The 26,749-nt window shown below is 64.6% G+C and carries 23 protein-coding genes; 9 read left to right on the forward strand and 14 right to left on the reverse strand.

The window, feature by feature from the left end; genetic code table 11:
• Window positions 1–198 precede the first annotated feature (198 nt).
• The 4 genes from SLW52_RS15855 to SLW52_RS15870 all read right to left on the reverse strand — a co-directional run bounded on the left by SLW52_RS15855 (window position 199) and on the right by SLW52_RS15870 (window position 3,279).
• Window positions 199–603, reverse strand: a complete 405-nt coding sequence (locus SLW52_RS15855; protein ID WP_320740679.1) for a hypothetical protein — start codon at window positions 601–603, stop codon at window positions 199–201.
• Between the two features lie 5 nt (window positions 604–608).
• Complete coding sequence (locus SLW52_RS15860; protein ID WP_320740680.1) at window positions 609–1,175, reverse strand: hypothetical protein; 567 nt, start codon at window positions 1,173–1,175, stop codon at window positions 609–611.
• 201 nt (window positions 1,176–1,376) lie between these two features.
• Window positions 1,377–2,345 carry a polysaccharide deacetylase family protein gene (locus SLW52_RS15865; RefSeq protein ID WP_320740681.1) on the reverse strand — a complete coding sequence of 323 codons (969 nt, stop codon included), beginning with the start codon at window positions 2,343–2,345 and terminating at the stop codon, window positions 1,377–1,379.
• Between the two features lie 124 nt (window positions 2,346–2,469).
• Window positions 2,470–3,279 carry a hypothetical protein gene (locus SLW52_RS15870; RefSeq protein WP_320740682.1) on the reverse strand — a complete coding sequence of 270 codons (810 nt, stop codon included), beginning with the start codon at window positions 3,277–3,279 and terminating at the stop codon, window positions 2,470–2,472.
• Between the two features lie 222 nt (window positions 3,280–3,501).
• On the opposite strand from SLW52_RS15870, the gene SLW52_RS15875 reads away from it, so the two are divergent.
• Window positions 3,502–4,470: an alpha/beta hydrolase-fold protein gene (locus tag SLW52_RS15875; RefSeq protein ID WP_320740683.1), complete on the forward strand. Its 969-nt coding sequence runs from the start codon at window positions 3,502–3,504 to the stop codon at window positions 4,468–4,470.
• Between the two features lie 174 nt (window positions 4,471–4,644).
• Here SLW52_RS15875 and SLW52_RS15880 read toward each other — a convergent pair whose 3' ends face one another.
• The 5 genes from SLW52_RS15880 to SLW52_RS15900 form a co-directional block, all read right to left on the reverse strand.
• Entirely contained in the window at window positions 4,645–5,544 is a 900-nt protein-coding gene (locus tag SLW52_RS15880; protein WP_320740684.1) for a hypothetical protein, read from the reverse strand.
• Between the two features lie 169 nt (window positions 5,545–5,713).
• A complete protein-coding gene (locus SLW52_RS15885; protein WP_320740801.1) occupies window positions 5,714–6,493 on the reverse strand; it encodes an SPFH domain-containing protein in 780 nt (259 codons plus the stop codon).
• Between the two features lie 144 nt (window positions 6,494–6,637).
• The gene (locus tag SLW52_RS15890; RefSeq protein WP_320740686.1) at window positions 6,638–8,281 is read right to left on the reverse strand and encodes an XVIPCD domain-containing protein; all 1,644 of its coding nucleotides are present in this window, start codon (window positions 8,279–8,281) and stop codon (window positions 6,638–6,640) included.
• Window positions 8,278–8,766 carry a hypothetical protein gene (locus SLW52_RS15895; protein ID WP_320740806.1) on the reverse strand — a complete coding sequence of 163 codons (489 nt, stop codon included), beginning with the start codon at window positions 8,764–8,766 and terminating at the stop codon, window positions 8,278–8,280. The genes SLW52_RS15890 and SLW52_RS15895 overlap by 4 nt, the downstream gene beginning before the upstream one ends.
• A 123-nt stretch (window positions 8,767–8,889) precedes the next feature.
• The gene (locus SLW52_RS15900; RefSeq protein ID WP_320740687.1) at window positions 8,890–9,489 is read right to left on the reverse strand and encodes a hypothetical protein; all 600 of its coding nucleotides are present in this window, start codon (window positions 9,487–9,489) and stop codon (window positions 8,890–8,892) included.
• Window positions 9,490–9,886: 397 nt separating this feature from the next.
• Here SLW52_RS15900 and SLW52_RS15905 point away from each other — a divergent pair, with 397 nt between their 5' ends.
• Together SLW52_RS15905 and SLW52_RS15910 are read left to right on the forward strand one after the other, a co-directional pair.
• On the forward strand, window positions 9,887–11,608 hold the full coding sequence (locus SLW52_RS15905; protein WP_320740688.1) for an Eco57I restriction-modification methylase domain-containing protein: 1,722 nt from the start codon (window positions 9,887–9,889) through the stop codon (window positions 11,606–11,608).
• Between the two features lie 8 nt (window positions 11,609–11,616).
• Window positions 11,617–12,348, forward strand: a complete 732-nt coding sequence (locus tag SLW52_RS15910; RefSeq protein WP_320740689.1) for a PaeR7I family type II restriction endonuclease — start codon at window positions 11,617–11,619, stop codon at window positions 12,346–12,348.
• A gap of 65 nt (window positions 12,349–12,413) precedes the next feature.
• Here the strand turns inward: SLW52_RS15910 and SLW52_RS15915 are convergent, their stop codons facing one another.
• Together SLW52_RS15915 and aceE are read right to left on the reverse strand one after the other, a co-directional pair.
• A complete protein-coding gene (locus tag SLW52_RS15915; protein ID WP_320740690.1) occupies window positions 12,414–14,150 on the reverse strand; it encodes an AIPR family protein in 1,737 nt (578 codons plus the stop codon).
• Between the two features lie 121 nt (window positions 14,151–14,271).
• On the reverse strand, window positions 14,272–16,962 hold the full coding sequence (aceE, locus tag SLW52_RS15920; RefSeq protein WP_320740691.1) for a pyruvate dehydrogenase (acetyl-transferring), homodimeric type: 2,691 nt from the start codon (window positions 16,960–16,962) through the stop codon (window positions 14,272–14,274).
• Between the two features lie 216 nt (window positions 16,963–17,178).
• On the opposite strand from aceE, the gene SLW52_RS15925 reads away from it, so the two are divergent.
• From SLW52_RS15925 to SLW52_RS15945, 5 genes are all read left to right on the forward strand, one after another.
• On the forward strand, window positions 17,179–19,155 hold the full coding sequence (locus SLW52_RS15925; RefSeq protein ID WP_320740802.1) for a SpoIIE family protein phosphatase: 1,977 nt from the start codon (window positions 17,179–17,181) through the stop codon (window positions 19,153–19,155).
• Window positions 19,152–19,592 carry an ATP-binding protein gene (locus tag SLW52_RS15930; RefSeq protein WP_267121489.1) on the forward strand — a complete coding sequence of 147 codons (441 nt, stop codon included), beginning with the start codon at window positions 19,152–19,154 and terminating at the stop codon, window positions 19,590–19,592. The genes SLW52_RS15925 and SLW52_RS15930 overlap by 4 nt, the downstream gene beginning before the upstream one ends.
• Window positions 19,589–19,981 (forward strand): STAS domain-containing protein, encoded by a 393-nt coding sequence (locus tag SLW52_RS15935; protein WP_267098737.1) that lies wholly within the window; start codon window positions 19,589–19,591, stop codon window positions 19,979–19,981. Before SLW52_RS15930 ends, SLW52_RS15935 begins: the two co-directional genes overlap by 4 nt.
• A gap of 546 nt (window positions 19,982–20,527) precedes the next feature.
• The gene (locus tag SLW52_RS15940; RefSeq protein ID WP_320740693.1) at window positions 20,528–21,073 is read left to right on the forward strand and encodes a PadR family transcriptional regulator; all 546 of its coding nucleotides are present in this window, start codon (window positions 20,528–20,530) and stop codon (window positions 21,071–21,073) included.
• 85 nt (window positions 21,074–21,158) lie between these two features.
• The gene (locus SLW52_RS15945; protein WP_320740694.1) at window positions 21,159–21,953 is read left to right on the forward strand and encodes a siderophore-interacting protein; all 795 of its coding nucleotides are present in this window, start codon (window positions 21,159–21,161) and stop codon (window positions 21,951–21,953) included.
• A gap of 331 nt (window positions 21,954–22,284) precedes the next feature.
• On the opposite strand, the gene SLW52_RS15950 is transcribed toward SLW52_RS15945, so the two are convergent.
• Window positions 22,285–22,923 carry a YceI family protein gene (locus SLW52_RS15950; RefSeq protein ID WP_017910034.1) on the reverse strand — a complete coding sequence of 213 codons (639 nt, stop codon included), beginning with the start codon at window positions 22,921–22,923 and terminating at the stop codon, window positions 22,285–22,287.
• 83 nt (window positions 22,924–23,006) lie between these two features.
• Complete coding sequence (locus tag SLW52_RS15955) at window positions 23,007–23,597, reverse strand: malonic semialdehyde reductase (protein WP_010343089.1); 591 nt, start codon at window positions 23,595–23,597, stop codon at window positions 23,007–23,009.
• A gap of 126 nt (window positions 23,598–23,723) precedes the next feature.
• Between SLW52_RS15955 and SLW52_RS15960 the strand changes: the two genes are divergently transcribed.
• On the forward strand, window positions 23,724–24,695 hold the full coding sequence (locus SLW52_RS15960; protein WP_320740695.1) for a mitochondrial fission ELM1 family protein: 972 nt from the start codon (window positions 23,724–23,726) through the stop codon (window positions 24,693–24,695).
• A gap of 73 nt (window positions 24,696–24,768) precedes the next feature.
• Here SLW52_RS15960 and SLW52_RS15965 read toward each other — a convergent pair whose 3' ends face one another.
• Window positions 24,769–26,643 carry a S53 family peptidase gene (locus tag SLW52_RS15965; protein ID WP_320740696.1) on the reverse strand — a complete coding sequence of 625 codons (1,875 nt, stop codon included), beginning with the start codon at window positions 26,641–26,643 and terminating at the stop codon, window positions 24,769–24,771.
• Window positions 26,644–26,749 lie beyond the last annotated feature (106 nt).

Consider the following 26,749-nt stretch of genomic DNA (forward strand, 5'->3'; position numbering starts at 1 on the left):
GCGAAAATAAGTTTAGCGGCCCGCCCGGCATCTGCCGGGGCAACGTTGGCGGCCCTCAGGCTTCGACTCAAGCCAATGATTTAAAAGGGGAAGCGCGTATGGGACATGCAAGCACGCCCGCCTTAGCACGCGATAGACCGGGGCGCGCGCTTTCCAATGACTGGGCCGGACGCTGTCGTGCCAGCAGGCGCCTGGTGCCTACGGTTGACCCGATCCCTTCTGCAGGTCGCGCACCAAGGCGCTGAGCGACTGCATGGACGGGTCGCGTCGATCGAGCTCCTGCTCGATCCGCTCCATCAGTTGTTGCCATTGCGGGCGCTCGCGCAACTGTGGGCCGAACTGCCACAGCAGCACGGTCCGGATCAGGGCAGGGCGCACCCGTTTGACGGCGGCCGGATCCTCGGCCGCGACCGAGGCGACCAACTCCGACAGCTGGCCGCGGAGTTGGGCCACCGACGGGCGCTCGCCTCGGCCTTGCTGCTCTGCCGCCGCCGTGTGCGCCTTGCTCGCGGCGCCCGGCTTGCCCACACCACCACGCTTGATGGCTTCGCCACGGATGGCGGCGATCAGCGCTGCGGTCGGAGAGAGCCGGTCGATCGCCATGGAACTCAGTTGTAACGCCGATAGTTGGACAGATACAGCGAGGCGCCATGCACGGGCGAGGCCTCCTCGGTCGCAATGCCTTCCGCAGTGCCGGCCGCGATGGCGGTCAGGCGCCCATGCAACTGCACCATGTCCTGCTTGAGCGCGTCGAACTGCTGCGGCTCGGCCAGACCCTGACGCAACAGCGCAATGGCCCCCTCGATGTCTGCCGCCGCCCAGCAACTGATTGCCGCGGCATACGCCGCCAAGGCGCCTTCCCCCGCTTGCGCCAGCGGCGCCAACACCTCGATGGTCTCCGCCGGCCGGCCAGCCAGCGCCAGCAACTGGCCGAGCTGGAACCGCGCCATCGACTGCTGTGGCGACAAGCGCAACACATGACGAAAGCCGGCCTCGGCCGCGGCCATGTCGCCCAACTGCGCGTACTGGGCGGCAAGCAGGTAGTGCGCCTCGGCGAAATCGGGCTCGGCCGCCGCCAGCGCCCTCAGCAAGGTCATGGCCTCGTCGTCGCGCGCGCCCTGCATGGCGCTCAGCGCCAGCGCCAGCGCATCATTCCTGTCGATCTGCACGCTCACTTCGTTCTCCCGTTGCTGGATGACGCTGCCAGGCACGCGTCGTAGGCGAGGCTTGCCCTTGAACGTACTATCCCCGTCTACGGCAAGAAGTTTAGCCGCTCGCCCCAGGTCCAGCCCACCTGGGGGACAAGGACCTGCCCGACGGCCGGATCGGCAAGCGCAGGCGCCAGCCAAGATCCCTGCAGGCGGCGCGTCCGCATGCTACTCGGAATCCACCCCAGCCAGCGCGAACACCCAACGGGGCACCACAGGTTCGCCGGCATAGAAGTCCTTGGGCTTGTCCTCGGCCATCGCCCAGCGGTGCAGCCAGCTGATCCCGCCAGGACCGGTGTACCCCTCGGCGTGGGTGTAGGCGGGATCGCGCAATGCCTCCTCCAGGCCGATGAAGGCGTAGCCGCGACGGCGCGTGGCCGCGATCAGATCCGGGAATGCGGCAGCGTTGAGCGCGTTGGCGTGCATCAGCCAGACCTGTGGGATGCGGCGGCCGAACAGGGCCTGCGATTCGCGCTCGAAGAAATCCAGCTTGTTGAGCATGTATGGCACGTAGCCCTTGCGCAGGCGCAGCAGCATGGCGTCGCGCGCCGGGCCTGCCGGCTCGTCCAGCACATGCGCGTAGGCGAATGCCCATACCCACTCGCCGCTGTCCACCGTAACCGGCGCGATGCGGTAGCCATGCGCGGCCAGGAAGCCGTTGACCGCCTCACGGTCGGCGACGCTGCGGCCGGTGGCCAGATACGGATGACGGAACCACTGCAACGACTGGCCACGCTCGGCCAGCAACGGCCGCAACGTGCGCTCGCCACGCACGATCGCGTCTTCGTACGCCGGCACGCCGACCTGATGCAGGTTCACGTGGCCGTAGGTGTGGTTGCCCAGCGCATAGCCGGCATCCAGCCAGTCGCGCAGCATCGCCACGCGTTGCGGCTGCACCTGTCCATCCTGCTCCAGCTTGTCCTCGTTGACGAAGCCGATGATGGGCACCTGCGCCTGCCGCAGCGAGGCCATCAACTGCGCATGCAGCGCCGGCAACTGGGCCGGCGGCGTCTGCTCGATGCGCTGCCACGGCAGGTCGTCGATGGTTACCGCGATGCGGCGCGTGTCGTCCTGGGCCTGGGCGAATGCGGCGAAGCACAGCAGGGCCGGCAGCAACAGGCAGCGAAGTACTCTCATCGGACGCCCCCAGTATGGAGTTGCCAGTCTATACGCACACATGCGTACGACACCAAGGAGCACCTGTCAGCCGGTTGCGCGCCCTGCCTGGCCGACTCACCTGCAAGAGCCAGGCACCGAAGATTCAACTCCCTGCGTGCGCGTTGCCACGATCCTGCGAGCAGGATAAAGGAGAGCGGCGCTCCAGGTTCCGAGCCAATACCCTCACCAGTTGCTCGCGCGCCAAGCGCTTTCGTGCAGGCGACAGGGCCGGCAGGATCTCCACAAGCGCATCGGTGAGCTGCAGCGACCAGGTCGCCTTTGGGCCATCCATCTCCTCATCTTTTCGGCCACCGGGCATGCCGCGGATCCACGCCAGCATGAACGGCTTCTGCGACTGCGAATGGAACACCAGTGGCGCCCCACGTTCGGGCACGATGCGGACCGTCATGGACGGGCTATCGTCGGTCCATGGAATAGTTTCGCCATAGAGCCGCTCGAGCGCGTCTCTCACGCCATCTCCATTCACTTGCGCGGCACGCAGTTGGCGCTGTTGTAGGGGTGGGCAATTCCGATCGACAAACAGCGCATTGCGGATTCTGGCGATGGTCGCTGGCGCCATCGCCCGCTGCTGCAACACGTCCAGCCCGGTAGCACGGTCGATGCGAGGCGCGCGTGCCGCCGCGAACAGCGCCATCACCTTGTCCGTAGCGACCACCTGCTCGGCGTGCCTCGCCCCATCCTGATCCGTCCAGCGCATGACAAACCCCATGCCGTTGCGCGCCGGAACCAATTGGAAACGTTCATCGACGTACCCCCACCCCATGTACGTGTATTGGATCGAGACCGAGGCGACCCTGACCGGGGCTTGCCGCCCGGCCTGCGCCGTAGTACGTCCTGCAGCAAGCAACCAGAGCGATGCCACGGCAACGACGATGACCAACGCGATACGCATGCGACTCCCCCCAAGTGCAGGCAACCTAATCGACCTTTCATGCAGAGGGAAGCCGCCAGCGCCAGAATCTCCTTTTCGCACGTCCAATCGACATAGACCGCGGGCGCCGCGGCGCGGGTGCGCGCGCGATGCAGAACACGCGAGGCGCAGGCACTCGCGCCGCCATGGCACCATGCAGATGCGCCGACTGGCGCGCGGACCCGAACAAACGGAAACGACGGAATGAGGAAAGCGCTTTGGCTGGTCTGGACGTGCCTTCTGCTCGCCGGGTGCACGAACACGGCGCAGGCGCCTGCGGCAGCGTCGGCAACGAAGGAGGCCACCACGCAACCGGTGCCACCTCCCGCACGCACGGTAGCGGCGCAGCTCGGTGGTCAGCGCGGCAGCGGTGCGCCGTACGAACTGGCCGGGACCGAAGTGTGGGATGTCCCCGATCGCTTGTCCGGCCGCACCTACCAGGTGTTCGTGGCGTTGCCTGCCGGCTATGTGGATCACCCCGAGCGGCGCTACCCGGTGCTGTACGCCACCGATGCCGACTACGCGTTTCCTGTGGCGCGGCAGATCGCGCGGCGCCTGAACGGCGAAGGTCCGGCTATCGAGGACTTCATCCTGGTCGGCTTGTCATATGCACTCGGCGATGAGCCGATGCCGAGCCGGCGCCGCGACTACACGCCCACCACCGAGGACGGCGATGTTGCGGCCGCCGGTGCCACTCACGGGGGTTCCAGCACCTACATTGCGTACTTGCGCGACCAAGTGCTCCCTTTCGTTGCGCAGCACTATCGCACCGATGAAGCGCGGCGCCTGTTCCTTGGCCATTCCTACGGCGGCCTGCTCGGTACGCAGATCCTGCTGAGCACACCCGAGCTGTTTTCCGGCTACATCCTGGGCAGTCCATCGGACTGGTTCGGCGAACATGCCATGCGCGCCGAGGAAGCGCGCTTCGCCTCCAGTCACCGCGATCTGCCGGCACAGGTCTACATGTATGTCGGCGAGTACGAACAGCGCCGCTACGGCAAGCGCTACGACATGGTGACCGACGCGCAGCAGATGGTGCAGACCTTGCGCGGACGGCACTATCCGTCGCTGCGCCTGCAGTTGGACGTGCTGGACGACGAGGATCACCTGAGCGTTGCGCCGCGCGGGCTCACCCATGGCTTGAAGTTTCTGCTGGGTGTTCCGCGGCAGTGAGGCGCGGCGCGCACGCCGCCGGTCGGGCGGATGCTGCATCTCCACGGATGGCGTTGTCGCGGCTGAAGCCGCTCCTACAGGTGCACGCCGGCCGCCGCTAAAGGTCTTCTAAAGCAACGCCATTTACCGGCACGTGTTCCCAGAGGTTTACATAAGGCACCGCACAAAAGCCGGTCAGTACTTCAGCGCATCCGCCGTCGGCGCCAATGGCGCGAAGCGTGCGCCGCTGAAATCGTGCAGCAACCGGAATACCTGGGCACCCCGCTGCGCCACTTCGCGGAAGTCGCTCTTGCGCAGACGATAGAGCCTGCCCTCGCGCGCGAACACCAGGTCGCCGCCATCCCAGTCGGCCCAGTCGCTGCCCGGCAGGTCGACCAGCACGGCGCCGTCGCGATCCAGCACCCGGTGATCCTGGCCATACCAGGCATGGTTTTCCTGGCCGACCGCATGCAGCAGCGACTGCAGGCGGCGGCCATTGGCGCCGAGCTTCTCGCGCACGCGCGGGCGGCTGAAGCGGAACAATGCGCCGCTGCGCAGCCCGCCACGTTCGCCCTCGCCGTCATCGCGCAACTGCCAGCCATCGCGTTCGCGCAACACGCCGTCGATCGGCTCGTCCTCGCCGCCGCCCGAATGCGTGCCGAACGGCCGCACCTGCAGATGGTGCGGCAACTGGAAGCCGGTCGGCATCGGAAAAGGATCCCGCCCCTCGCGTGGCCGGTGGTTCAACAACAAGGTCCGCTCGTCCTCGAACATCCCGCCGCCGCCCCAGCAGTCGCCCTTCGGCCACAGCGCCAGCGCAGTGAAGAACGGCGGCCGCGACAGCGCGGTCCAGGTGCCGAAGTCGCCGCGCTGCTTGGAGGCGATGTACACCAGCAGCCGCCCCGACGGCGACAGATCGCAGCGTCGCTCGTAGATGCGGCCCTTGAACCACTGGCCGTGCACGAACGTGTCGTCGCGCAGATCCCAGTGGATCAACTGCACCTGCTTGCTCGGCCCGCGGCGGAAGATCACGCCGGTGCGGGCGTCGCGTGCCAGCAGGGCGAACAGGCGGGTCGCCGGCGGGCGCTGCGACATTAAGGATTGTGCGGGCTCCATCTGCGGTTCTCCTCGCAGGACAGGGCTGTCACAGTGGCAGACCCGCGGCACGGCGACAACCGCTGCCGGCGCGCCGCATCGGCGACGCGCATGGCACAACCCATGTCCGCAAACGGCGGGCCACTCGAACCCGCCTGTACGCGTCGGGCTACTTGGCGATCACCGACGTCCCCGACGGCACCATGTAGCAGGCCTGCGCCTTGGCACAGGCCTCGGCGTTGATCTCGGCGATCTGGCTGGCCAGGTACTGCTCCGGGGTCAGGCCCATGCGGTTGCGGTAGGCGTTGTCCGCATCGGCCTTCGCCACCTGCTCCTGCTCGCGCTGGCGCTCGGCGGTGGTGGCTTCCACCAGGGTCTTGACCCGCTGCTGCTGCGCCGCGGTGAGGTTCATCTGCTGCAGCACGTCGGGATTGGGACGGGCGCGGCCGAGGGTGATGTTCTGGATCTGAATCGGCAGGCCCTGCTCCTTGACCAGGGCGCGCACGTTCTCGGTGACCGAGTCATCGATCTTCCGTGCCGTGTCCGGGTCGCTCATCATCCGCGTCATGTCGTAGCGCTTGACCTGGTCGCGCACGATCGCCGCGTACTGGCTGGCGACGTTGTTCTTGAACCAGTCCTGGCCGAAGCCGGACAGCAGCCGCGCCGGCGCGGTGATGCGGTATTGGATCTGCGTGGAGAAGTCCAACAGGATGTTGTCGCTGGACGAGAAGTCGTCGAAGGCCACCTGCACCGTCTGCGGCGTGGTGTCCACGTACACCGCCGACGTCGTCATCCACGTGTAGGTGCGGCCGGGATCGCGCACGTCGTCCAGGCGGATGCCGCCCTTGCCGAACAGCAGCGGCTTGTCCACCAGCACCGCCTGCTGCCCCGGATCGGGCGAGACCACGGTACAGCCGCACAAAAAGGCCGCCACGGCGGTGGCCAGCATGGAATGTTTCATCGATGTCCCCCTGAAGAGACGGCGCCGCGCGCCATCGTGTGCGGGGGATGCTAGCGCATCGTGATGGACTGTTCGACCCTGGAGGAGCAGGCCTGCGCACTATCCGTTACGAGCGACGCCTCCTTCATCAGATCAACCGAGGGTTTGGCCTTGATTTCTGGACACCTCGCGCTGCTGTGTCATCGCTTGCTCCTGAGCAATGACCTGGTTCGCCGCCATCAGCTTGGCATCTGACTGCTCGACCGGAGTCTGCATCGCCTGCTGCACTGGCACATGCGCGCGCAGGTGGGCAGGATCGTTCAATTCTCCTTGAACAGCGATAAGGCGTTCAGGCCCGGCGACAACATGATCCACCCTTGTCAGTGCATTGCCGGAGAGCGATGCACTGGAAACATTCGGATACTGATCTCCGTTGTCCTTGCAGGCTGCGAGAAGGCTCCTGCACACACGCTCACTGTTCTCATCGAATGGCACGCCAGCCTGACTCCCGAGCCGCTGCACTCCGTCTCTGATTTGCAGGAGCATTGCGTGATCAGGGTGCGCAGGATTGTCGGGGCCGGTCCGGCCACCATGCTGTTGCGGAGCAGGCCGGAGTTCGGGTGCATGAGGATCCACATGCAGCAGCCGTTGCGTCTGGCCTCCCTGCTGCAGGTTGAGATCGGTGGTGCCATCGTGGTTTCGGGCGCGTGTCAGATTCTCGCGCGCGACAGAACTCCACTCACCGTTCAAGAACGCATGGCCCTGTCCATGCTTGTTCCAGTTGACCAGATCATTGCCTGCGGCATAGAAGCCTGGCCCATTGAAGCGCTCCGGATGCGCGCGGTCGGTAGGGCCATACTGATGCGCCCCGCCTCTATCCAGGGCACCGATGAACTGCCCTGCGCGATCGTCATGGATGAACAAGTTCTTGATGACGGGGTACTCGTGCGGCAAGTTCTGATGCGCCCTATCTGCATTGAGGGCGGTTGGATTGACGAGTGGATCCGCCAGGACACTTGCCCACGCAGTCGAGAGTGGGCTTTCTCGATTCGCGTTGCGCAGCAAGTTGACGACCGCCGCACCCCTCAAGGCGTCGTCACGGCCCAGCTCAAAATAGTCTTTCTGACCTGAGCGCTTGGGGAGAAAACCGTCAATGGCAGCACTGACGTCTGCCACAGAGTCATACTGGTTCCCCTCAAGCTTACGAATCATTGTTGCGGCACGTACTTCGTTTTGGTTGTATGCCTTGCCAACCATGGCCGCCAGTTTCACTTGGTCGTCGAGTGACGCGTTCTGATACAGGTTGCTTCGCTGCAGCGGCGCGATGGCGCGATCCATCAACTTATCGATCTGAGCGACATCGCGGTCGTGCACCCACGTGATACCGGCATCCGAGGCCAAGAACGTATCCAACCGCGATTTGACATCCGCATCCAGCGGGCGTCCATGGTCGTTTCTGATCGCATCTCCATCACGGCCAAGATCCGCGATCGCTCTTGCCGCCTGATCGTCGGTCAACACCGACTGCGGCTGATGCGCCCTCGCCCAGTCCTGGTATGCATTGATCAGGTCCCTCGGAACGTTCTCGCCGTTAGGATCATTGGGCTGGTAGTGCTGCCCCAGGTCCGTCTGGATGGTACCGATCGAGTAACCACTGCTGTCCGCTGGTTCGAGCGTTGGCGTTGAGGCCTTGTCGCCTGCGACAAACAGTCGATATGCATCGTATCGACTCTCGGAGGTGACACCCACAGCGAAGTACAGGGTTGCACGCAACTCCTTGTCTGTGAGCGTACTCATTGTGCGTCCTCCGGATCCGAACAATCCTTGTCATAAGGCACGTCTTTACCTGCGACATCCGGATAAAGCGCGACAGTGCGACGATAGCTGGAACCATACTTCTCATATCGAATGAGTTGTCCATTTTCCAGCTTGAACTGATCCTCTCGCTCGGAGAACGCCGGGCAGGCGGAGTAGCTCTTTCCTCCGTCGTCGCTGCAGTAGCGGACATACAACGTGTCTCCACGCACCTCTCCCTGCAACTGCCCATCATTGCCGCGAACGTTGGTCCCCTCGCTCCAATCTCCCGTCACGCGATCGCCATGTTGCTGCAGATGCAGGCTCAGATAGTGGCCCAAGTCGCATTTCTTGGCATACGCCCACTCCCCAGAGAACGACGGAGATTTGCTCGCGGAAGCGGTGGTAGCACACGAGGTGATCAACGTCATCACCATCACTAGCGCGGCCACTGGAAAACTCGGGCTTGATCGCTCTTGCTCAGCCATCGGTCACTCCTTGGACGTGGGTTGCGGCTCGTATGTGCGGAAGATAGCAACTAGGCCCGGGACGTTCCACAGGTCACCAAGCGCCTTAATTTGCTGAATGTTCTTGCCTCAACCGAGCTAGGATCAATGCAGCCACCCGCTTTCTCCAGGCGGCGCCTCAGAGTCCAGCGCATAGACAGCCCGCTCTTCTCGTACGCGGTTGGACGCCGGTTCGCGCAGCGGCTGTTGTGCGATCTGCAGCAGCAGTTCACGCACGTCGTTCGCTGCGGCGCAGAGCGTGCTGCCCACTTCCGGCAAAGCCTGCCCCGCACGCTCGGCCGCATCGCCGGCCGCCACTATCCGGGCATTGGCGGAGACGGTCTCGGCCAGTTGCGTGAGCCTGTCGATCTGCTCCTGCGTGATCCAGAACGTGCCGCTGCCAGCGTCCGTTGCTGCTTGGATAGCGGCATCAGACCAGGCGCCGCGCGTCGTGTCGGGCCGCTGGGCGGGATAGGACAGCGCGCCCAGCACCAGGTCCACTTGCTCGGCCAGCAGTTCCAGACAGAGCGCCAGTTCGCCCATGCGCACCTTGGGTTCGGCGGCGCGCTCCTCGGCCTGCGTGCGTGGCTGCGCCAGCCGGACCAGGAAGCGCACGTGGTCGCGCAGCTTCGCCAGGCGGAACTGGCTGTCCTCCGGCAGGAAATAGCCGGGCATGTCTTCGTCGTCCAAACGGTCGTGCGCCATCGTTGCCTCCTCGTTCCATGAAGGGGTCCGGCCGCCACGCATGGCGGACGGGAAGTCGGGAGGTTCGAAACCGCACGTAGACGGCGGGCGTATTTCCCCAAAGGGTGTTGTATTAGCCGCCCTCCCGACGCAGGCATCGCGTCGGCTTGCGCCCGAAGATCGGACACAAAAAACCCACCGGTTTGTCGGAGGTGGGTACCGCTACGTGAGGAGTTTCGACGCTCCTTGCCACCAAGGCTGCCATCCGTAGTGCGCGGTGTCAACGGCAGAAAAACCAGCCTTCAAACTGAACCTTGTTCTCTTATACACAGCCACTTGAGGCCGAACTACCGCTAGTCGCAGCTTGTGCGAACCGGTACTGTTTACCTTCGTTTCTGACTTTTTGAGAGCTTTCCGCGTGAACCTTGATCAAGCCGGGCTACCCCACCCGGCACTCGACGAACTGAACGACCATGCACACCGTCCTGCCTCCGCGTACGTCGAGGAGCGTGGTGCCATCTTCACTCGGCGTGAAGTGGTTGACTTCATTTTGGACCTCGTGGGGTACACCGAAGATCAAGCACTTGCATCCGCGAAGCTCTTGGAGCCAGCGGCTGGGCACGCGGACTTTCTTCTGCCAGTGATTGGGCGCTTGGTCCGTTCCTTTCGCGCTCATGGCGGAGATCTATCTAGTGCTGTAGAGACTTTGTCACCCGCGATCCTCGCTTTCGAAGTACATGGGGCTAGCTTAGACACTGCCAGAAAGGTTGTTGTCGCTGAACTCATGAGGCTTGGGATCAAGAAGCCTGCGGCTCAAGCGCTGGCCCGCCACTGGCTTGTATGTGCTGACTTCCTTCTGGCACCGCTGCCGGATAAGTTCGACTTCGTAGTGGGAAATCCTCCTTATGTACGACAGGAACTGATCCCTTCAGCACTGCTCTCAAAGTATCGAGCACGCTTCCATACACTGTACGACAGGGCTGATCTCTATATACCCTTCTTCGAACGCTGCCTTGATGCCTTAAGCCCTGGCGGACGGCTGGGTTTCATTTGCACAGATCGTTGGACAAAGAATAAGTATGGCGCCGCCCTTCGGGCGATGATTTCAGAGCGTTTTGCGCTCACTCATTTCATAGATCTTGTCGGAAAGTCAGCCTTTCTGACCGACGTCATGACTTATCCAGCGATCACTGTACTTGAGAACGCTAGACCTGAGGCAAAAGCCCGTCCAACACGCATTGCATATCGACCTGAGATTGAGGCTTCAACGCTCACTGCCTTGGCAAAAGCCATGACATCTCGTAGGCCTCCCGGGGATAGCGGCGTCTCTGAGATGGCGGATGTGACGAATGGCTCTGAACCATGGATTCTGCATCAACCTGACCAGCTCGCGCTGGTACGTCGCTTGGAACGGGACTTCCCAACTCTTGAAGAAGTTGGTTGCAAAGTCGGCATTGGTGTCGCAACTGGCAACGACAGTGTTTACATCGCGGACTTCGACAAACTGGACGTGGAACCATCTCGCAAACTTCCGCTAGTGCGAACGCAAGACATATGGGACGGCACAGTTAAATGGCAGGGCATGGGCGTACTCAACCCATTCGAAGACGATGGCAAGCTCGTTGACCTTGCGCGCTATCCGCGGTTCGCGGCCTATCTCGGCAATCACGCGCCTAAAATCAAGGCCCGGAACGTCGCAAAGCGCAACCCCGAGCGTTGGTTCCGCACTATAGATCGTATTTATCCAGCCTTAGCAAGCGCACCGAAGCTACTGGTACCCGACATTAAAGGCAGTGCGCACTTTGTTTACGAAGACGGGCGGCTATACCCGCACCACAACCTTTACTTCATTACAGCCGCAGAGTGGGACCTCCGGGCACTCCAAGCTGTACTGATGTCGGGATTGGCCCAACTTTTCGTAGCCACTTACTCCACTAAAATGCGCGGCGGCTCTTTGCGCTTTCAAGCTCAGTATCTGCGACGTATTCGTATTCCACACTGGGCAGATGTCGCTCCGCACATTCGGAAAGCACTTCGGAAAGCCGCCACATCAGCCAATTTAAAAGAGGCTAGCCAAGCCACTTTCAATCTCTTTGAACTGAGTGAAAGAGAGCGCACAATCATCGCGTCGATCTATTAGGAGCACACATGACATTGGACTTATCCGACTACGACCGCTTGACGCGTTTAGGCGTCGCACAGTTTTGGACAGGGCGCAGTAGTGCGCTCGAAAACGACGAGGAGCGCAGTCAGGGCGGCGAGCGTGCTGGCGTTTTAGGCGGCCGCAACATGGATGGCTTTCTAGCGATGATCGAGGGATTAGTCCGCAAGAATGGGCTGCCTGACGCGGACATATGGGTATCCGGTCGCCCTAACCTTACGTTGCCTGGTTTCTATCGACCGACCAAGCTATGGGACGTGCTAGTTTTTAGCAATAAAAAACTCGTTGCTGCAATCGAATTAAAGAGTCATGTCGGCCCCTCCTTCGGCAACAACTTTAATAATCGTGCTGAGGAGGCTATCGGCACAGCCCACGACCTGGCCACCGCCATACGGGAAGGGGCCCTTGGTGATCAGCATCCACCCTTCACTGGCTGGTTGATTCTTGTCGAAGACTGCGAAAAATCCAATCGTCCCGTGCGAGATAGATCCCCTCATTTTCCCGTTTCATTTGAGTTCCAGGGCGCCTCTTATTTAACTAGATACGAGGTACTCTGCCGACGATTGATGCGGGAAGGCCTCTACTCGCAGGCAACGATAATTGCCTCCCCTAGGGCTGCACGCCTGGACGGTAGCTACCGAGACTTATCTCAATCCACCGGGCTACGCGCCTTCGCCGTAAGGCTCGCCGCCCACATCGCAGGGTGGGCTAACTTATAGACTCCTAAATCCCGGTAGCCTTGGACCCAAAAACTAGGGTCAGAGTAACTCCGACCCTTGTCTTCCTATCCCCCAAGTTCTTGACGGATGTAGTCCGCCAAATCCTGAGAGAATCTGCCGCGCTTCAGCGAGTCTGTAGTTGGAAAGCCGACGTTGTCGATCGCTTTCTGACATTTCTCAAAGATGGGGATATATGCACGATCGTCAGACTGAAGAACGTCTATCATCTTCGTGGCGTACGCATCCGCTTTCTTCGAGTTTGGCTCAGGAACAACAACCTTTCCGTGAGCAAACCATTTGAAAGCCTGAATAACGTGCCATCTCAACTTCAGATAATTCTGCGCACCGTTTTTCCTGCCATTGATAAGTGTCTGATACTTGTAAAGAGCGAGAGTCGAACAGTAGTAATATGACTCATGATCATCCTCACGAAACAAGTTATCCCCACTGGCTGAAAATATTGCTCGAACGTAACGCGCAGAGTTATGAGGCTGGTTAAGAAACATCGCCGCATAACAACGCGCCACTTCCTTGACGTCGAAAACCCTGGACACCTGCAACCCCACTCCTCTGAACTCCCCCTGTCTTCTCTCGAAGTATATTTTACCCTCTGCGGGGACCCGCTGGTTTCGCGCATCGAAATACTTCTGAACGAGCTTGGCCTTGCCCCGCAAGCCATAAAATGCCTCTTTCGGAATATCCGACTGACTATTTGTCGCTGCAATTATGTCGCCAGATGACTCATTGTCGGGGGACTCGATGAATTTTATTACAACATTCACCCCATCCGTAAGCTTATCCAAGTTAGCGTGAAGGGTACTACTCGTCTGACACCCATTAATAACCTGGTAATTCGTAAGATGAATCTCCCTTGTATTTGGGGTCAGCGTCAACTCAGGCGCAACCACGGTTATACCGTTATTCAAGACAGAGAATAGCTTGCGTTTCTCATCGCTTTGCAAGGTCCGCTGGATTGCCCCATTTACATCATTATCTGACCCGAGGAAGGACCTCACATTTTCCTCAAATACTGACTGCTTGAGCTCCCCATCGGAATCACACAGCAACGACTTCACATATTTACTAGCGGAGACAACCCCAACATACGACTGAGGTATTCCAGGCATGGCTGGCATACCAAAGTAGTCAATGAGAGTAAGTTTTGCTTCATTCTTGTCGCTCAGATCGGCGAAGAATTTCAGCAATTCGCCCCGACCAGCCGGCGTAACGGATACATTAAAAAACAGCTCTGTGTCTCGAATGTAATTCTCGATCAGCTCAAATGCGGCCTTGATTTCTCGCTCAGCCTTGTAGGTGCCAGAAGTGCAATAGTAGACGTGCACATTTGGCCTCCTATTTCTGACTTTTTTTAGGTTTGCAAGAACTATCTTGATTATTTCGATAGATTCTTCATTTAGCTTGCCATTTGGCAGCTTCGGATCGAGGCTCAGAAAATCTTCCAGACCCATCTTAAAGTTGGCGATATCCGCCTTGTGAAATGCCTCCCCACTTTTCGCTTGCAAAAAGACGATGTCGACCAACAAATTTGTCTTGTGTGTTTTGAACACTTCATCAGCATCTTCTATCGTCGTGATCAGATCCCCATCAATCACAATGGCTATACCATCGATGGCTGCATCATCCTCGTCCGTGGTCACATCAATTGGATCAAATCTACCCAGAAAGTGTTTAGAAACTACGCAGTAGTTGCAAAACGCCTCGAAAAGTTTTGACTCATCCAGACCTTGATAGCCGAAGTCATCACGGAGCTCGTTGACGTGATTCGCCAAAATTATATGCATATTATTTCCAGACTCCCGTATAGATTTTCAGATGCGAATACCAACTTCTGGATTGCAGCGACGCAGCATTAAAAAAGGCGACCCAGGGCCGCCTTTCTTTAGAGCTAAGATCGTGAACCGTTCAAACCCCAACCGGATTAGCCTTCTCAGGATCAATCTTGTACTGCTTGATCGCCCTGGCCACATCCTTGCCGGTCATTTTCCCATCCTTCGCCAACGCCGCAATGGCGGCATGCGCGATGTAGTACCGATCGACCTCGAAGAACCGGCGCAGGTTGGCACGCGTATCCGAGCGGCCGAAGCCATCGGTGCCCAGCACGGTGTAGTGCATCGGCACGAAGGCGCGGATCTGGTCGGCGAAGGCGCGCACGTAATCCGTGGCGGCGATGGCCGGGCCCTGGCGGCCTTCCAGCAGCTGGGTGACGAACGGCTTGCGCTGTTCGCCTTCCGGGTGCAGGCGGTTCCAGCGCTCGGCGTCGAAACCGTCGCGGCGCAGTTCGTTGAAGCTGGGGCAGGACCAGATGTCGGCGGTGACGCCGAAGTCCTTGTCCAGCAGTTCCGCCGCGGCGATGGCTTCGCGCAGGATGGTGCCCGAGCCGAGCAGCTGCACGCGCAGTTCGCCCTTCTTGGGCTTGCCGGCGTCCTTGAGCAGGTACATGCCCTTGATGATGCCGTCTTCCGCGCCCGCCGGCATTTCCGGGTGGGCGTAGTTCTCGTTCATCAGGGTGATGTAGTAATACTCGTCCACCTGCTCCTGCATCATCCGCTGGATGCCGTACTGCATGACCACGGTGACTTCGTAGCCGAAGGTGGGATCGTAGCTGCGCACGTTGGGGATGGAGCCGGCGATGACCTGGCTGAAGCCGTCTTCGTGCTGCAGGCCTTCGCCGTTGAGCGTGGTGCGGCCGGCGGTGCCGCCGAGCAGGAAGCCGCGGGTGCGCATGTCCGCCGCCTGCCAGGCGATGTCGCCCACGCGCTGGAAGCCGAACATGGAGTAGTAGATGTAGAACGGCAGCATCGGCACGTTGCTGACCGAGTAGCTGGTGCCGGCGGCCATCCACGAGGAGATGGCGCCCGGCTCGCTGATGCCCTGCTGCAGCACCTGGCCGGACTGGTCTTCGCGGTAGAACATCAGCTGGTCGGCGTCCACCGGCTTGTACTTCTGGCCGAACGGGGCATAGATGCCGATCTGCCGGAACATGCCTTCCATGCCGAAGGTACGCGCTTCGTCGGCCACGATCGGCACGATGCGCGGGCCCAGTTCCTTGTCGCGCAGGGCGATGTTGAGGCTCTGCACGAAGGCCATGGTGGTGGAGTAGGTGCGCTCGCCGCTGTCCTTGAGCAGGCGCTCGAACTTGTCCAGGCCCGGGGCGGGGATGGACAGGTCGGCCTTGCGGCGGCGCTGCGGCAGGTAGCCGCCCATCGCGGCACGGCGCTCCTTCAGGTACTGCACTTCCGGCGAGTCCGGGCCGGGGTGGTAGAACGGCACCTGCTCGGCGTCGGCCAGCTGCTTGTCGCTGAGCGGGATGTTGAAGCGGTCGCGGAACGCGCGCACGGCGTCGTCGTCCAGCTTCTTGGTCTGGTGGGTGGGGTTCAGCGCTTCGCCGGCCGAGCCCATGCCGTAGCCCTTGACGGTCTTGGCCAGGATCACGGTGGGCATGCCCTTGGTGTTCACCGCCTGGTGGTAGGCGGCGTAGACCTTGTGCGGATCGTGGCCGCCGCGGTTCAGGCGCCAGATGTCGTCGTCGGACAGGCCGGCGACCATGGCCGCGGTCTCCGGGTACTTGCCGAAGAAGTTGGCGCGGGTATAGGCGCCGCCGAAGGCCTTGCAGTTCTGGTACTCGCCGTCCACGGTTTCCATCATCAGCTTCTTGAGGACGCCGTTGGTGTCCTTGGCCAGCAGGGCGTCCCAGTAGCCGCCCCACAGCAGCTTGATGACGTTCCAGCCGCCGCCGCGGAACACGCCTTCCAGCTCCTGGATGATCTTGCCGTTGCCGCGCACCGGGCCGTCCAGGCGCTGCAGGTTGCAGTTGACCACGAAGATGAGGTTGTCCAGGCCTTCGCGGCCGGCCAGGGCGATGGCGCCCAGGGTCTCGGGTTCGTCGCTCTCGCCGTCGCCGATGAAGCACCACACCTTGCGGTCGGACTTCTCGATCAGGCCACGGTGCTCGAGGTACTTCATGAACTGCGCCTGGTAGATGGCGCTGAGCGGGCCCAGGCCCATCGACACGGTGGGGGTCTGCCAGAAGTCCGGCATCAGCCACGGGTGCGGATAGGAGGAGATGCCCTGCCCGTCCACTTCCATGCGGAAGTTGTTGAGCTGGTCTTCGCTGATGCGGCCTTCCAGGAAGGCGCGGGCGTAGATGCCGGGAGAGCTGTGGCCCTGGATGTACAGCAGGTCGCCGGGGTGCTTGTCCGAAGGCGCGCGCCAGAAGTGGTTGAAGCCCACGTCGTACAGGGTGGCGCTGGAGGCGAAGGAGGCGATGTGGCCGCCCAGGTCGCCCGGCTTGCGGTTGGCGCGGACCACGGTGGCCATGGCGTTCCAGCGGATGATCGAGCGGATCTTCCACTCGATGGCCGCGTCGCCCGGGCTCTTGGCCTCGTTGGCGGGGGCGATGGTGTTGACGTACTCGGTGGTCGGCGAGAACGGCAGGTAGGCGCCGGAACGACGGGTCAGCTCGACCATGTCCTCCAGCAGCTGATGCGCGCGCTCGGGGCCTGCGACATCGATGACGGCCTTGAGCGATTCGATCCACTCCTGGGTCTCAGTGGGATTCGGATCGTTCTGCAGCACCTCGTTCAACCAGTTCATAACGCTCCCGTAGGTCGCACGCACGCGCGCGATGGCATGTGTTTTCTCGAAGCCTGCAAGTGTAGCGCAACCGCTTCCAAGGACCTCGTACGCCAGCGTATGGAACGGACTGTCACATTGGCCCGGGACACCCCGCGGGACAGCCACCGACGCAGCCGCGCCGGGCGGCCGCGGCTGCGCTTATGATCGGGCTCCAGGCCCCCGTGGAGCGCCGCCATCGCCGTCGCCTCGTCAGCGCAGGAGCCTTCCGCGGTCGCCTGGCGGCACAGCCTGCGCACGCGGCTGCTGTTGTGGGGCAGCCTGCTGCAGGTGGCGCTGCTGCTGGGCCTGGCCCTGCTGTTCTACCTGGGCGCGCGCGAAGTGATGGTGCGCAACGCGCGCGAGGAGGTGGCCGGGCTGACCCAGCAGACCGCGCGCAGCCTGGACGCCACGCTGGGCTCGGTGCAGGTGAGCGGGCGCACCCTGGCCGCCGCCGCAGCGGGGCTGGGCCGGCAACCGTTCAACCTGCGCAACCTGCTGCAGGCCACGCTGCAGGGCGACCCGGACATCGCCGGGGCCTTGCTGGTGATCGAGCCGGGCGCGCTGAAGGGCGACGACCGCGGTTTCGCCTGGCACCTGCGGCGCACCGCCACCGGGGTACTGGAACAGCCGGCGGAGGCGCTGGGCTTCGATGCGCGCAGCATGCCCTGGTACCGGCGCACGCTCATCGCGCCGGCGCCGTGGTGGTCCGAGCCGTACAGCGACGCCAGCACCGGCGGCGCGTTCCTGACCACCTACAACCTGCCGCTGCGCCTGCCCGGCGACGGGCCGCAGGCGCCGGCGATCGGCATGGTGAGCGTGGACGTGCCGCTGCAGCGGCTGCAGGCCATCGTCGCCGAATTGCCGGCCAACAGCGGGCTGCAGCCGATGCTGCTGTCGCCGGACGGGCTGTTCGTGCTGCATCCGGACCCGGCGCTGCGCTTCCGCCGCACCCTGGAGGCGCACGTGGCGCGGGCGCGGCCGGACCTGTCGCCGCTGGCACAGGCGGCCGACACCCACACCGCGGTGCGCTTCGAGCACACCGCGCCGGACGGCACCCGCTACCTCACCCAGAGCGCGGCGGTGGGCGACACCGGCTGGACCTTCGCGCTGAGCGTGTCGGAGGACTACATCCTGGCCGGGCTGGACCGCATCGTGCTGTGGGGCGCGCTGGCCGGAGCCGCCGCGCTGGCGGTTTGGTTGTGGCTGCTGCACCGCTACACGGTGCGGCTGGTGCGGCCGATCGAGGACCTGACCGACTCGGCGCTGCACTTCAGCCAGGGCGCGTTCGACTACCCGCTGCGGCATGTGCAGCGCGCGGACGAAGTGGGGGTGATGGCGCGCGCCTTCGACAGCGCGCGCGGCTCGATCAAGCGCCAACTGGACGAGATCGCCACGCTGGCGCAGGCGCGGCAGCGCATGCAGAGCGAGCTGTCGATCGCGCGCGACATCCAGCAGGCGATGCTGCCGGGCGGGCGCACCTTCGACAGCGCCCACAAGCATCTGGAAACCCATGCGCTGCTGGAACCGGCGGAGATGGTGGGCGGAGATTTCTACCAGTTCTTCGAGACCGAGCCGGGGCTGCTGTGGTTCGTGGTCGGCGATGTGTCGGACAAGGGCGTACCGGCGGCGCTGTTCATGGCGCGGGCGATGACCGTGCTGGAGATCGCCGCGCGCCGGCACACGCGCCCGGACGCGATCCTGATCGCGGCCTCGCAACGGTTGGTGGAAGGCAACGAGCCGTGCATGTTCGCCACCGTGCTGTGCGGGCTGATCGACGTGCACAGCGGCGACTACTGGCTGTCCAGCGCCGGCCACGAGCCGCCGTTGCTGCTCGGCGCCGATGGCAGTGCGCACCTGCTGCCGCTGGAATCGGGCCCGCCGCTGGGGCTGGAGCCGCAATCGCGCTATCCGGTGGTGCATGGGCGCCTGGCCGCCGGCGCCACCCTGCTCAGCTACACCGACGGCATCACCGAGGCGATGGACGCGCAGGAGCGGCCCTACGGCGAGGCGCGGCTGCTGGCGGCGCTGCAGCCGGGCGCCGACGCGCAGGCGCAGTGCGCCGCGGTGCTGGCCGACGTGCAGGCGTTCACCGCACCGGCACCGCAGTCCGACGACATTACGCTCCTGGCGATCCGGCTGCGCCAGGATCCGGCACGGGAGGCGACGCGATGATGCTGCGATGGCAGATGGAACCGGCAATCGACGCACTGGCGAAATTGAGCGACAGCGTGGAGGCGGCGCTGCGGCGCCACGGCGTGAGCGGCGAGCAAGTCAGCCGCACCCGGCTGATCGTCGAGGAACTGGCGTGCAATACCCTCGAACACGGCCACCTGCGCCGTGAGCCGCTGCCGGTGGACGTGATCCTGCATCTGCTGCACGACGCGCTGGTGCTGGAGTTCCACGACAGCGGCCCGGCCTTCGACCCGCGCGACGCGCCGGTGCCGGACCTGGACGCGGACATCGCCGAACGCCCGATCGGTGGCCTCGGCCTGCACCTGGTGCAGCAACTGGCCGATCGCCTCGAGTATCGCCACGACGGCGGCCGCAACGTCGTGCGCATCGTCCTGCTGCAGCCCGCCGATCCACCCCTTCAGGAGTCGCCCGCATGACCACGTTGAGCCTGCAGATCGATCCGGCGCAGGACAAGCGCCAACGCCTCACCCTGAGCGGGCGCCTGGACACGCATACCTACCAGGCCCTGGACGAGGCGCTGGCGCCGCTGCTGGCCACGCCGATCACCACCCTGGTGCTGGACCTGTCGCATCTGGACTACATCAGCAGCGCGGGCATCCGCTCGATCTTCAAGGCGCGCAAGGTGCTGGCCGCGCGCGACGGCCGGGTGCTGGTGGTGAACCCGCAACCGCAGATCCGCAAGGTGTTCGACGTGGTCAAGGCGGTGCCGTTGAACGAGATCTTTACCTCGGTGCAGGAACTGGACGAGTACCTGGACGAGATGCAGCGGCGGGTGCTTGCCGATGGCGCAACGCGTCGGGACTGAAGTCCCTCCCACAGTGCACCCGGCGAGCCCGCTGCAAGGCTCTCTTTTGACGCACGTCGACTGGCATGCGGCCGCGATGCGCGAAGCGGCGCGCGTTCCGATGGCGCAATGCGTCGGGACTGAAGTCCCTCCCACAGTGCACCCGGCGAGCGCGCCGCAAGACCCTCTGTCGACACAAGCGGCCCAGGCCGCGACCGGAGTTGCCGTACAGCGCGTCATGGCTAAGCCACTTCCACAGGGATGGACTGGGCATCTCTTGTGGGAGGGACTTCAGTCCCGACGAGGGAGGGTGTCAGTCGGCTTCCGGCTTCCCTTTTCGCGACTGCATGACCACCTGACTCTCAAAAGGGCCACGGCTGGCCGATGCAACTTGGACAGCTCATCCCCGCAGAACTCCCAAGCACACCGAATGCACGCGCAGGACGCAAACGCGCGCTGCCGTCCTGACTGAACCAATCCCACCGCGCTCCAGCGCCCGCTCTGCCAGGCGCTTGCCGACCACACTACTTCGATATATCGTTTCCGCACCAGATTCGACATATCGAAATGCCACGACCCCATGTCCCCGGCCCGCACCCCGCGCACCGCCTGTTCGATGAAGACCGGGCCGGCCGCGGCCGTGGCGCGCGCGGCCCCCGTCCGTTGGGCCACGGCGACCTGCGGCTGTTGCTGCTGGCGATGATCGAGACCCAGCCGCGCCACGGCTACGAGTTGATCCGCGCGGTCGCCGAGCTGTTCCATGGCCTGTACACGCCCAGCGCCGGCACGGTCTACCCCACCCTGGCGCAGTTGGAAGCGCAGGGCCTGGTACAGGCCGATGCCGACGCCACGCGCAAACGCTATGCCATCACCGAGGCCGGCCAGGCCTTCGTGCGCACCGAGCGCGCGCAGGTGGACGCGGCGCTGCAGCGCACCCAGCACAGCGCGCGTGCGCTGGTGCGCGCCAACGTGCCGGCGCCGGTGCGCGAGGCGATGCGCCGCATCAAGCACGGCCTGCTGGCGCGGCACGGGCGCTGGGACCCGGACGAGATCGAGCGCGTCGCCGCGCTGTTGCATGCCGCCGCCGACGGCATGGATGGCAACACACCCTGATTCCCCTTCCAGCCAGCACGCGGACATTAGCGCTTTCGGCATCCGCGTCGCCCGCCAACCCTCTCCCCCACTTCCGAGGATTCCCATGGCGACCCACGAACACCGCCTGCTGCGCCACCCGCTGCGCCTGCGTCATCTGCAGGTGCTGCGCACGCAACCGCTGACCCCGCACATGCGCCGCATCGTCGTCGGCGGCCCCGAACTGGACGGCTTCGTCAGCGCCGGGCCGGACGACCACGTCAAGCTGTTCTTCCCCAACCCCGAAGGCGCGTTCGTGCTGCCGACGATGACCGAGCACGGCCCGGTGTATCCGGCCGACGCGCTGCCCTCTCCCGCCCGCGACTACACCCCGCGCCACTACGATGCCGACGCGCAGGAACTGACCCTGGACTTCGTGTTGCACGGCGACGGCCCGGCCTGCCGCTGGGCGGCGCAGGCCGACCCGGGCGATGCGCTGGTCGTCGGCGGGCCGCGTGGCTCGTTCGTCGCCGCCGACGATTTCGATGCCTACGTGCTGATCGGCGACGAGACCGCGCTGCCGGCGATCGGCCGCTGGCTGGAAACCCTGCCGGCCAACGCGGAGGTGGACGCGCTGATCGAGATTCCCGGCTACGCCGACCGGCAAGCGCTGGAGTGCGACGCCGCGCTGCGCATCACCTGGCTGGAGCGCAACGGCGTGGACGCACGCAGCAGCCAGTTGCTGGAAGGCGCGCTGCGCGACTTCGACCCGCCCGACGGCGACGCGTTCTACTGGATCGCCTGCGAATCGGCCCGCGCGCGGATGATGCGCAAGTTCGTCGAAGGCCACCTGGGCGTGCCCAAGGAGTGGATCCGCGCGACGGGGTATTGGAAGGCGGGCGGGGACGCGGCCGAAGACTGAAAGCCGCGTCGAAAAAAGCAAAAAGCACGCGCAGGACGGCAGGCACCGAACACACCGCAACCCGGCGCAACAGCCCCTCTCCCACCGGGAGAGGGGTTGGGGTGAGGGTAAGGACGTGCCTGGCGCTTCAGGCGCATGCGAGGCTTCGCCAAGAACCATCGCGGTAAGGCCATCGCGGCTGAAGCCGCCCCTACGGTGCGTCTTTCGCGCGCAGTTTCATTGCACTGCACACAGCGAGATCCCGAACATACAAACGCCCGCCGAGTGGCGGGCGTTTGCGTTACGACAGGCGGCAGCGCGCGAAGCGCCGCTGCCGCGACCACAGGCGGCCTTACTTGGCCGCTGCCTGCAGCGCTTCGGTGGTGATGCGGATCTTCACTTCGTCGCTGACGTTCGGCACGTAGGCGCCCAGGCCGAAGTCGCTGCGCTTGACCGTGGTGGTGGCGTCGAAGCCCAGCGCCGGCACCTTCTTCATCGGGTGCGGACCGGCACCGTTGAGGGTCACCGCCAGCACCACCGGCTTGGTCGTGCCCTTGATGGTCAGGTCGCCAGCGACGGTCAGCTTGTTGCCGCCGGCCGAGGTCACCTTGGTGCTCTTGAAGGTGGCGGTCGGGAACTTGGCGGCGTCGAAGAAGTCGGCGCTCTTCAGGTGCTCGTCGAACTTGGCGGTGAAGCTGTTGAGGCCGGACAGCGGCAGGGTCACGTTGACGCTGGACTTGCTCACGTCCTGGGCGTTGTAGACCAGGGTGCCGTCGACGTCGCCGAAGTGCGCGGACGGGTTGGAGAAGCCGAAGTGGCTCCACTGCACCAGCACGTCGGTGTGGGCCGGGTCGAGCGTGTAGGTGCCGGAGACGCCCTTGGCGGCGGCAGCGGCGGCGGCCGGCGCGGCGAAGGCGCTGGTGGCCGGCTGGGCGACGACGACGGCCAGGGCCATGGCGAGCGGGAGCAGCAGTTTGCGGGTCTTGGTCATGGTGGAACTCCTTGGAGGGGTGATGGGACGAAACTGCGGCAGGCGCGGGCCTGCGGTGGGACACGAAAGCGGAAAGCGCGCGCTCACTCGATGCGCGCGGCCTCGTCGAAACTCAGCCGCGGCAGGCGCGGGAACAGGCCACTGGGATCGCCGTAGCCGAGGTTGACCAGGAAGTTGGATTTGATCGCAGTGCCTGCGAAGAACGCGGCATCGACCTTGGCGTTGTCGAAGCCGGACATGGGACCGGCATCCAGGCCCAGCGCACGCGCGGCCAGGATCAGGTAGGCGCCCTGCAGCGAGCCGTTGCGGAACGCGCCTTCGCTGCGGCCTTCGCGCGGGCCGTCGAACCAGCTCTTGGCATCGGTGTGCGGGAACAGGTACGGCAGCTTCTCGTGGAAGTCTTCGTCGTGGGCGACGATCACCGTGACCGGCGCGGCCAGGGTCTTGGCCAGGTTGCCTTCGGACAGCGCCGGCTTGAGCTTTTCCTTGGCCTGCGGCGAGGTGACGAAGACGAAGCGTGCCGGGCTGCCGTTGGCCGCGGTCGGGCCCCACTTCACCAGGTCGTACAGGGCACGCAGGGTGGCTTCGTCGACCGGCTTGTCCAGGAACGCGTTCTGGGTGCGGGCGGTGCGGAACAACTGGTCGAGGGCGGCGTCGTGCAAGGCGTCGGACATGGAGGAAGTTCCTTGATCGAGGGAAGCGCCAGGAGGCCGGTGGGGCCGTCCCGATGCGAGGCGGCCAGTGTAGAGTGGCACGATTGTCGCAACACCCGGCCGCGATGCAACGGATTACTACCAAACGTGAAACGATCGGACGCGACCTGGGCGATTAGCGATGGCCGCGCCGGCAACGCCCGCCAGGCCGAGGCGCTGGCCGCCGCGTTGGCGCTTCCGGCCGCGGCACCGATCCAGGCGCAGGTGTTGCAGCCGCACATGCCGTGGCGCTGGTTGGCGCCACGCTGGCTGCCCGGCGCGCAGCATGCGTACGGCGCGTCATTCGCCGCAGCATTGCAGCAGCCGCCGCCGCTCGCCGTGGGCTGCGGCCGCCAGGCGGCGCTGGCGACGCGGCTGCTGCGCGCACGCGGCAGCCAGGTGGCGCAGATCCTGGATCCGCGGCTGGACCCGCGCCACTGGGACATCGTGGTGGTGCCGGAACACGATCGGCTGCGCGGCCCCAATGTGCTGACCCTGCTCGGCAGCCTGCATCCGATCGACGATGCCTGGCTGGCGGCCGGGCGCACGGCGTTTCCTGCGTTGGGCGCATTGCCCTCGCCGCGCATCGGTCTGCTGGTGGGCGGCCCCTCCGGGCTGGCGCCGTGGAGCGAAGCACAGGCACAGGCCGCCTTCGCCGACATCGCCGCACAGTTGCGCATGCACGGGGGCAGCATTCTCGCCAGCGCATCGCGGCGCACGCCGCCTGCGGTGGCCGCGGCCTTGCGCCGCACGTTCGCCGACGTGCCGGGCATGGTGTGGTGCGGCGCGGACGACGGCGCCAATCCCTATGCCGGCCTGCTCGGCTGGGCCGAGCGTCTCGTGTGCACGCCGGATTCGGTGAACCTGCTGTCGGAAGCCTGCGCCACGCGCGTGCCGGTGCAAGTGCTGATGCCGGAAACGGCGCGTGGCCGCGCCCTGGATTTCCATCGTGCTTTGCAGGCGCGTGGACGCCTACTTCCGGCGCAAGATGCCGGCGACGCGTACGCCGCCGGCATCGCACCGCTACGCGAAACCGCGCGGGTGGCCGCGCTGATCCGCGACCGCTTGACGCTGGCCTGATCGGCCGCCGTGCCGGCGTCGCTGCCACGACGCCGACACGGCAACCGGGCCCAACGCGTCACATCACGCTATGTCAGGGGTTGCTCGGCGAACGCGGCACGCCGGCCGGCGCCGCATCCAGCGCACCGATCAGCAGTCGCACCACCGGCGTGCCCACGCCGACCGTGTAGTTGTACTTGCCCTTGATCGGCTGATTGTTGTCGACCACGCCGTTGTAGCCGGGGATGCCGCGATGCAGCGCCTCCGGCCCATTGGCAGCCAGGCGGTACAGGTAATCGTTGAGATTGCCCTGGCGGCCCTGCTTCTCCACCAGCAGCGCGACCGCGCTGGCGAATTCCGGCGCGGCGACGCTGGTGCCGATCACCGCCGAGATGCCGCCCTTGAAGTAGGTGGCCACTGAGCTGTCGCCCTCACGGCACGGCTGCGTCGCAATCCCCGGGCAGCCGCCCACCAGCATGCCGATGTCCGGCAGCGCGCGCATGGACGTGCGCGTCCCGCCGAGCGCACGCAACTGGTAGGCCGGACGCTGGAACAGGGTGCTGACGCCGCCGCCGGCGCCCCAGTAGCCGCCGGCCAGGTTCGCGCCGACGCCGTAGTAGTCGGCGGTCTCCAGCGGATCGCCGTAGGCGCTTTCGCTCTTGTAGCCGGATTCCAGGCTGCCCTTCTTGTACGCAGTGAGCAGGTTGCCGCCGCCGACCGCGGTCACGTGCGGGCTGGCTGCGGGGTGTTCGACGCCGGCGACGAAGCGGCCGTCCTTGTGGTCGACCGCGTACTGCGTATCCGCGCAGTCCAGGCCGGCGTTGTCGCCACTGGAGGCGACGAAGGTGATGCCCTGCGCGTTGCCCTGCTTGAACACCGCATCGTAGGGACGCAGCAGCGAGGTGAAATCCTTGCCGCCGTTGTAGGCCGCGGTGTAGTACAGCTCGCAGACGCCGAACGAGGAACTGACCACGTCGGCCTGGTTGTCCTGCACGATCTGCCGGTAGCCGGCCAGCACCGAGGCGTCGCTCAGGTCCGGGATCACGTACAGCAGCACATGCGCACCCGGCGCGCCGCCGAGCGCCATCTGCACGTCGAGCGCGGCCTCGCCGCCTGCGGCGTCGTTGCCGTCCTGCAGGCCCGGCTTGGCGCCGGCTACGTAGTGGCGCGCGTACAGGGTCGGGTCGGCGTGGTTGGCGGCGTAGCGGCTGAAGTTTTCGTGGTCGAACATCGCCTTGATGTCCGAATCCAGCACGTCGCTGCTGATCAGGATGGCGATGGTGCTGCCGGTGCCGTCGAGCCGGCGCTGCTGCCCGGCCGCGCCAGTGGTGGCCTGGTAGGACGGGTAGCCGTAGGCCTGCTTGAGATCGTTGTACCAGTAGGTGGTACCGCCGGCGCCGTAGCGGTTGGCGGGATTCTTGGTGGCCGCGCGCTGCCAGTTGACGTGCATCGGCGGCGCACCACGGGTCAGGCCGGTCACGGTCGCACCGCTGTCGCGCAGCACGGCGGGCAACTGCAAGGGACCGGCGGCGGCGAGGTGGGCCTGGCTGCCCTGCTGGACCTCGGCGGTCAGCGGCACCGCGAACAAGCGCTCGACGTTGTTCGCGCTCGCACTGACATGCAGGGTGTTGCCCTGCTCGGTGACGTTCATGTGCGCGGCCTGCAGCGCGGCACGCACCTGCGCGACCTGCGCCGGCGCCGGTGCGAAGCGGCGCTGGAATTCGGTCGGCGTCAGCCAATGGTGATACTGCGGGGAGACCGGATCCTGGATATCGGCCAGCAACGCGTCCAGGCCGGCCTGATCGCGCAACGGCAAGTGCACGTCGAAGTTGACCGGCGCGGCGCGCAGCGTTGCGGTCATCGCCGCGATGGAGGCGTCGGGCACGGCATTGGCGGTGCCGAGCGCGCACAGCAGGGAAGCGGACAACACGGCAGCCAGCAAGGGCCGACGGCGGATGCGATCAAGCATGGGCGTCTCTCCGGGGGTAGAGCGAGTGGACGAGGCCGTGGCGGCCTCGCGGTGGGAAATCGATGGCCCCTCTTCCCTCGGGAGAGAGGTTGGAGTGAGGGTGCGA

Source organism: Xanthomonas sp. LF02-5, assembly GCF_034105325.1.
GTDB lineage: Bacteria > Pseudomonadota > Gammaproteobacteria > Xanthomonadales > Xanthomonadaceae > Xanthomonas_A > Xanthomonas_A sontii.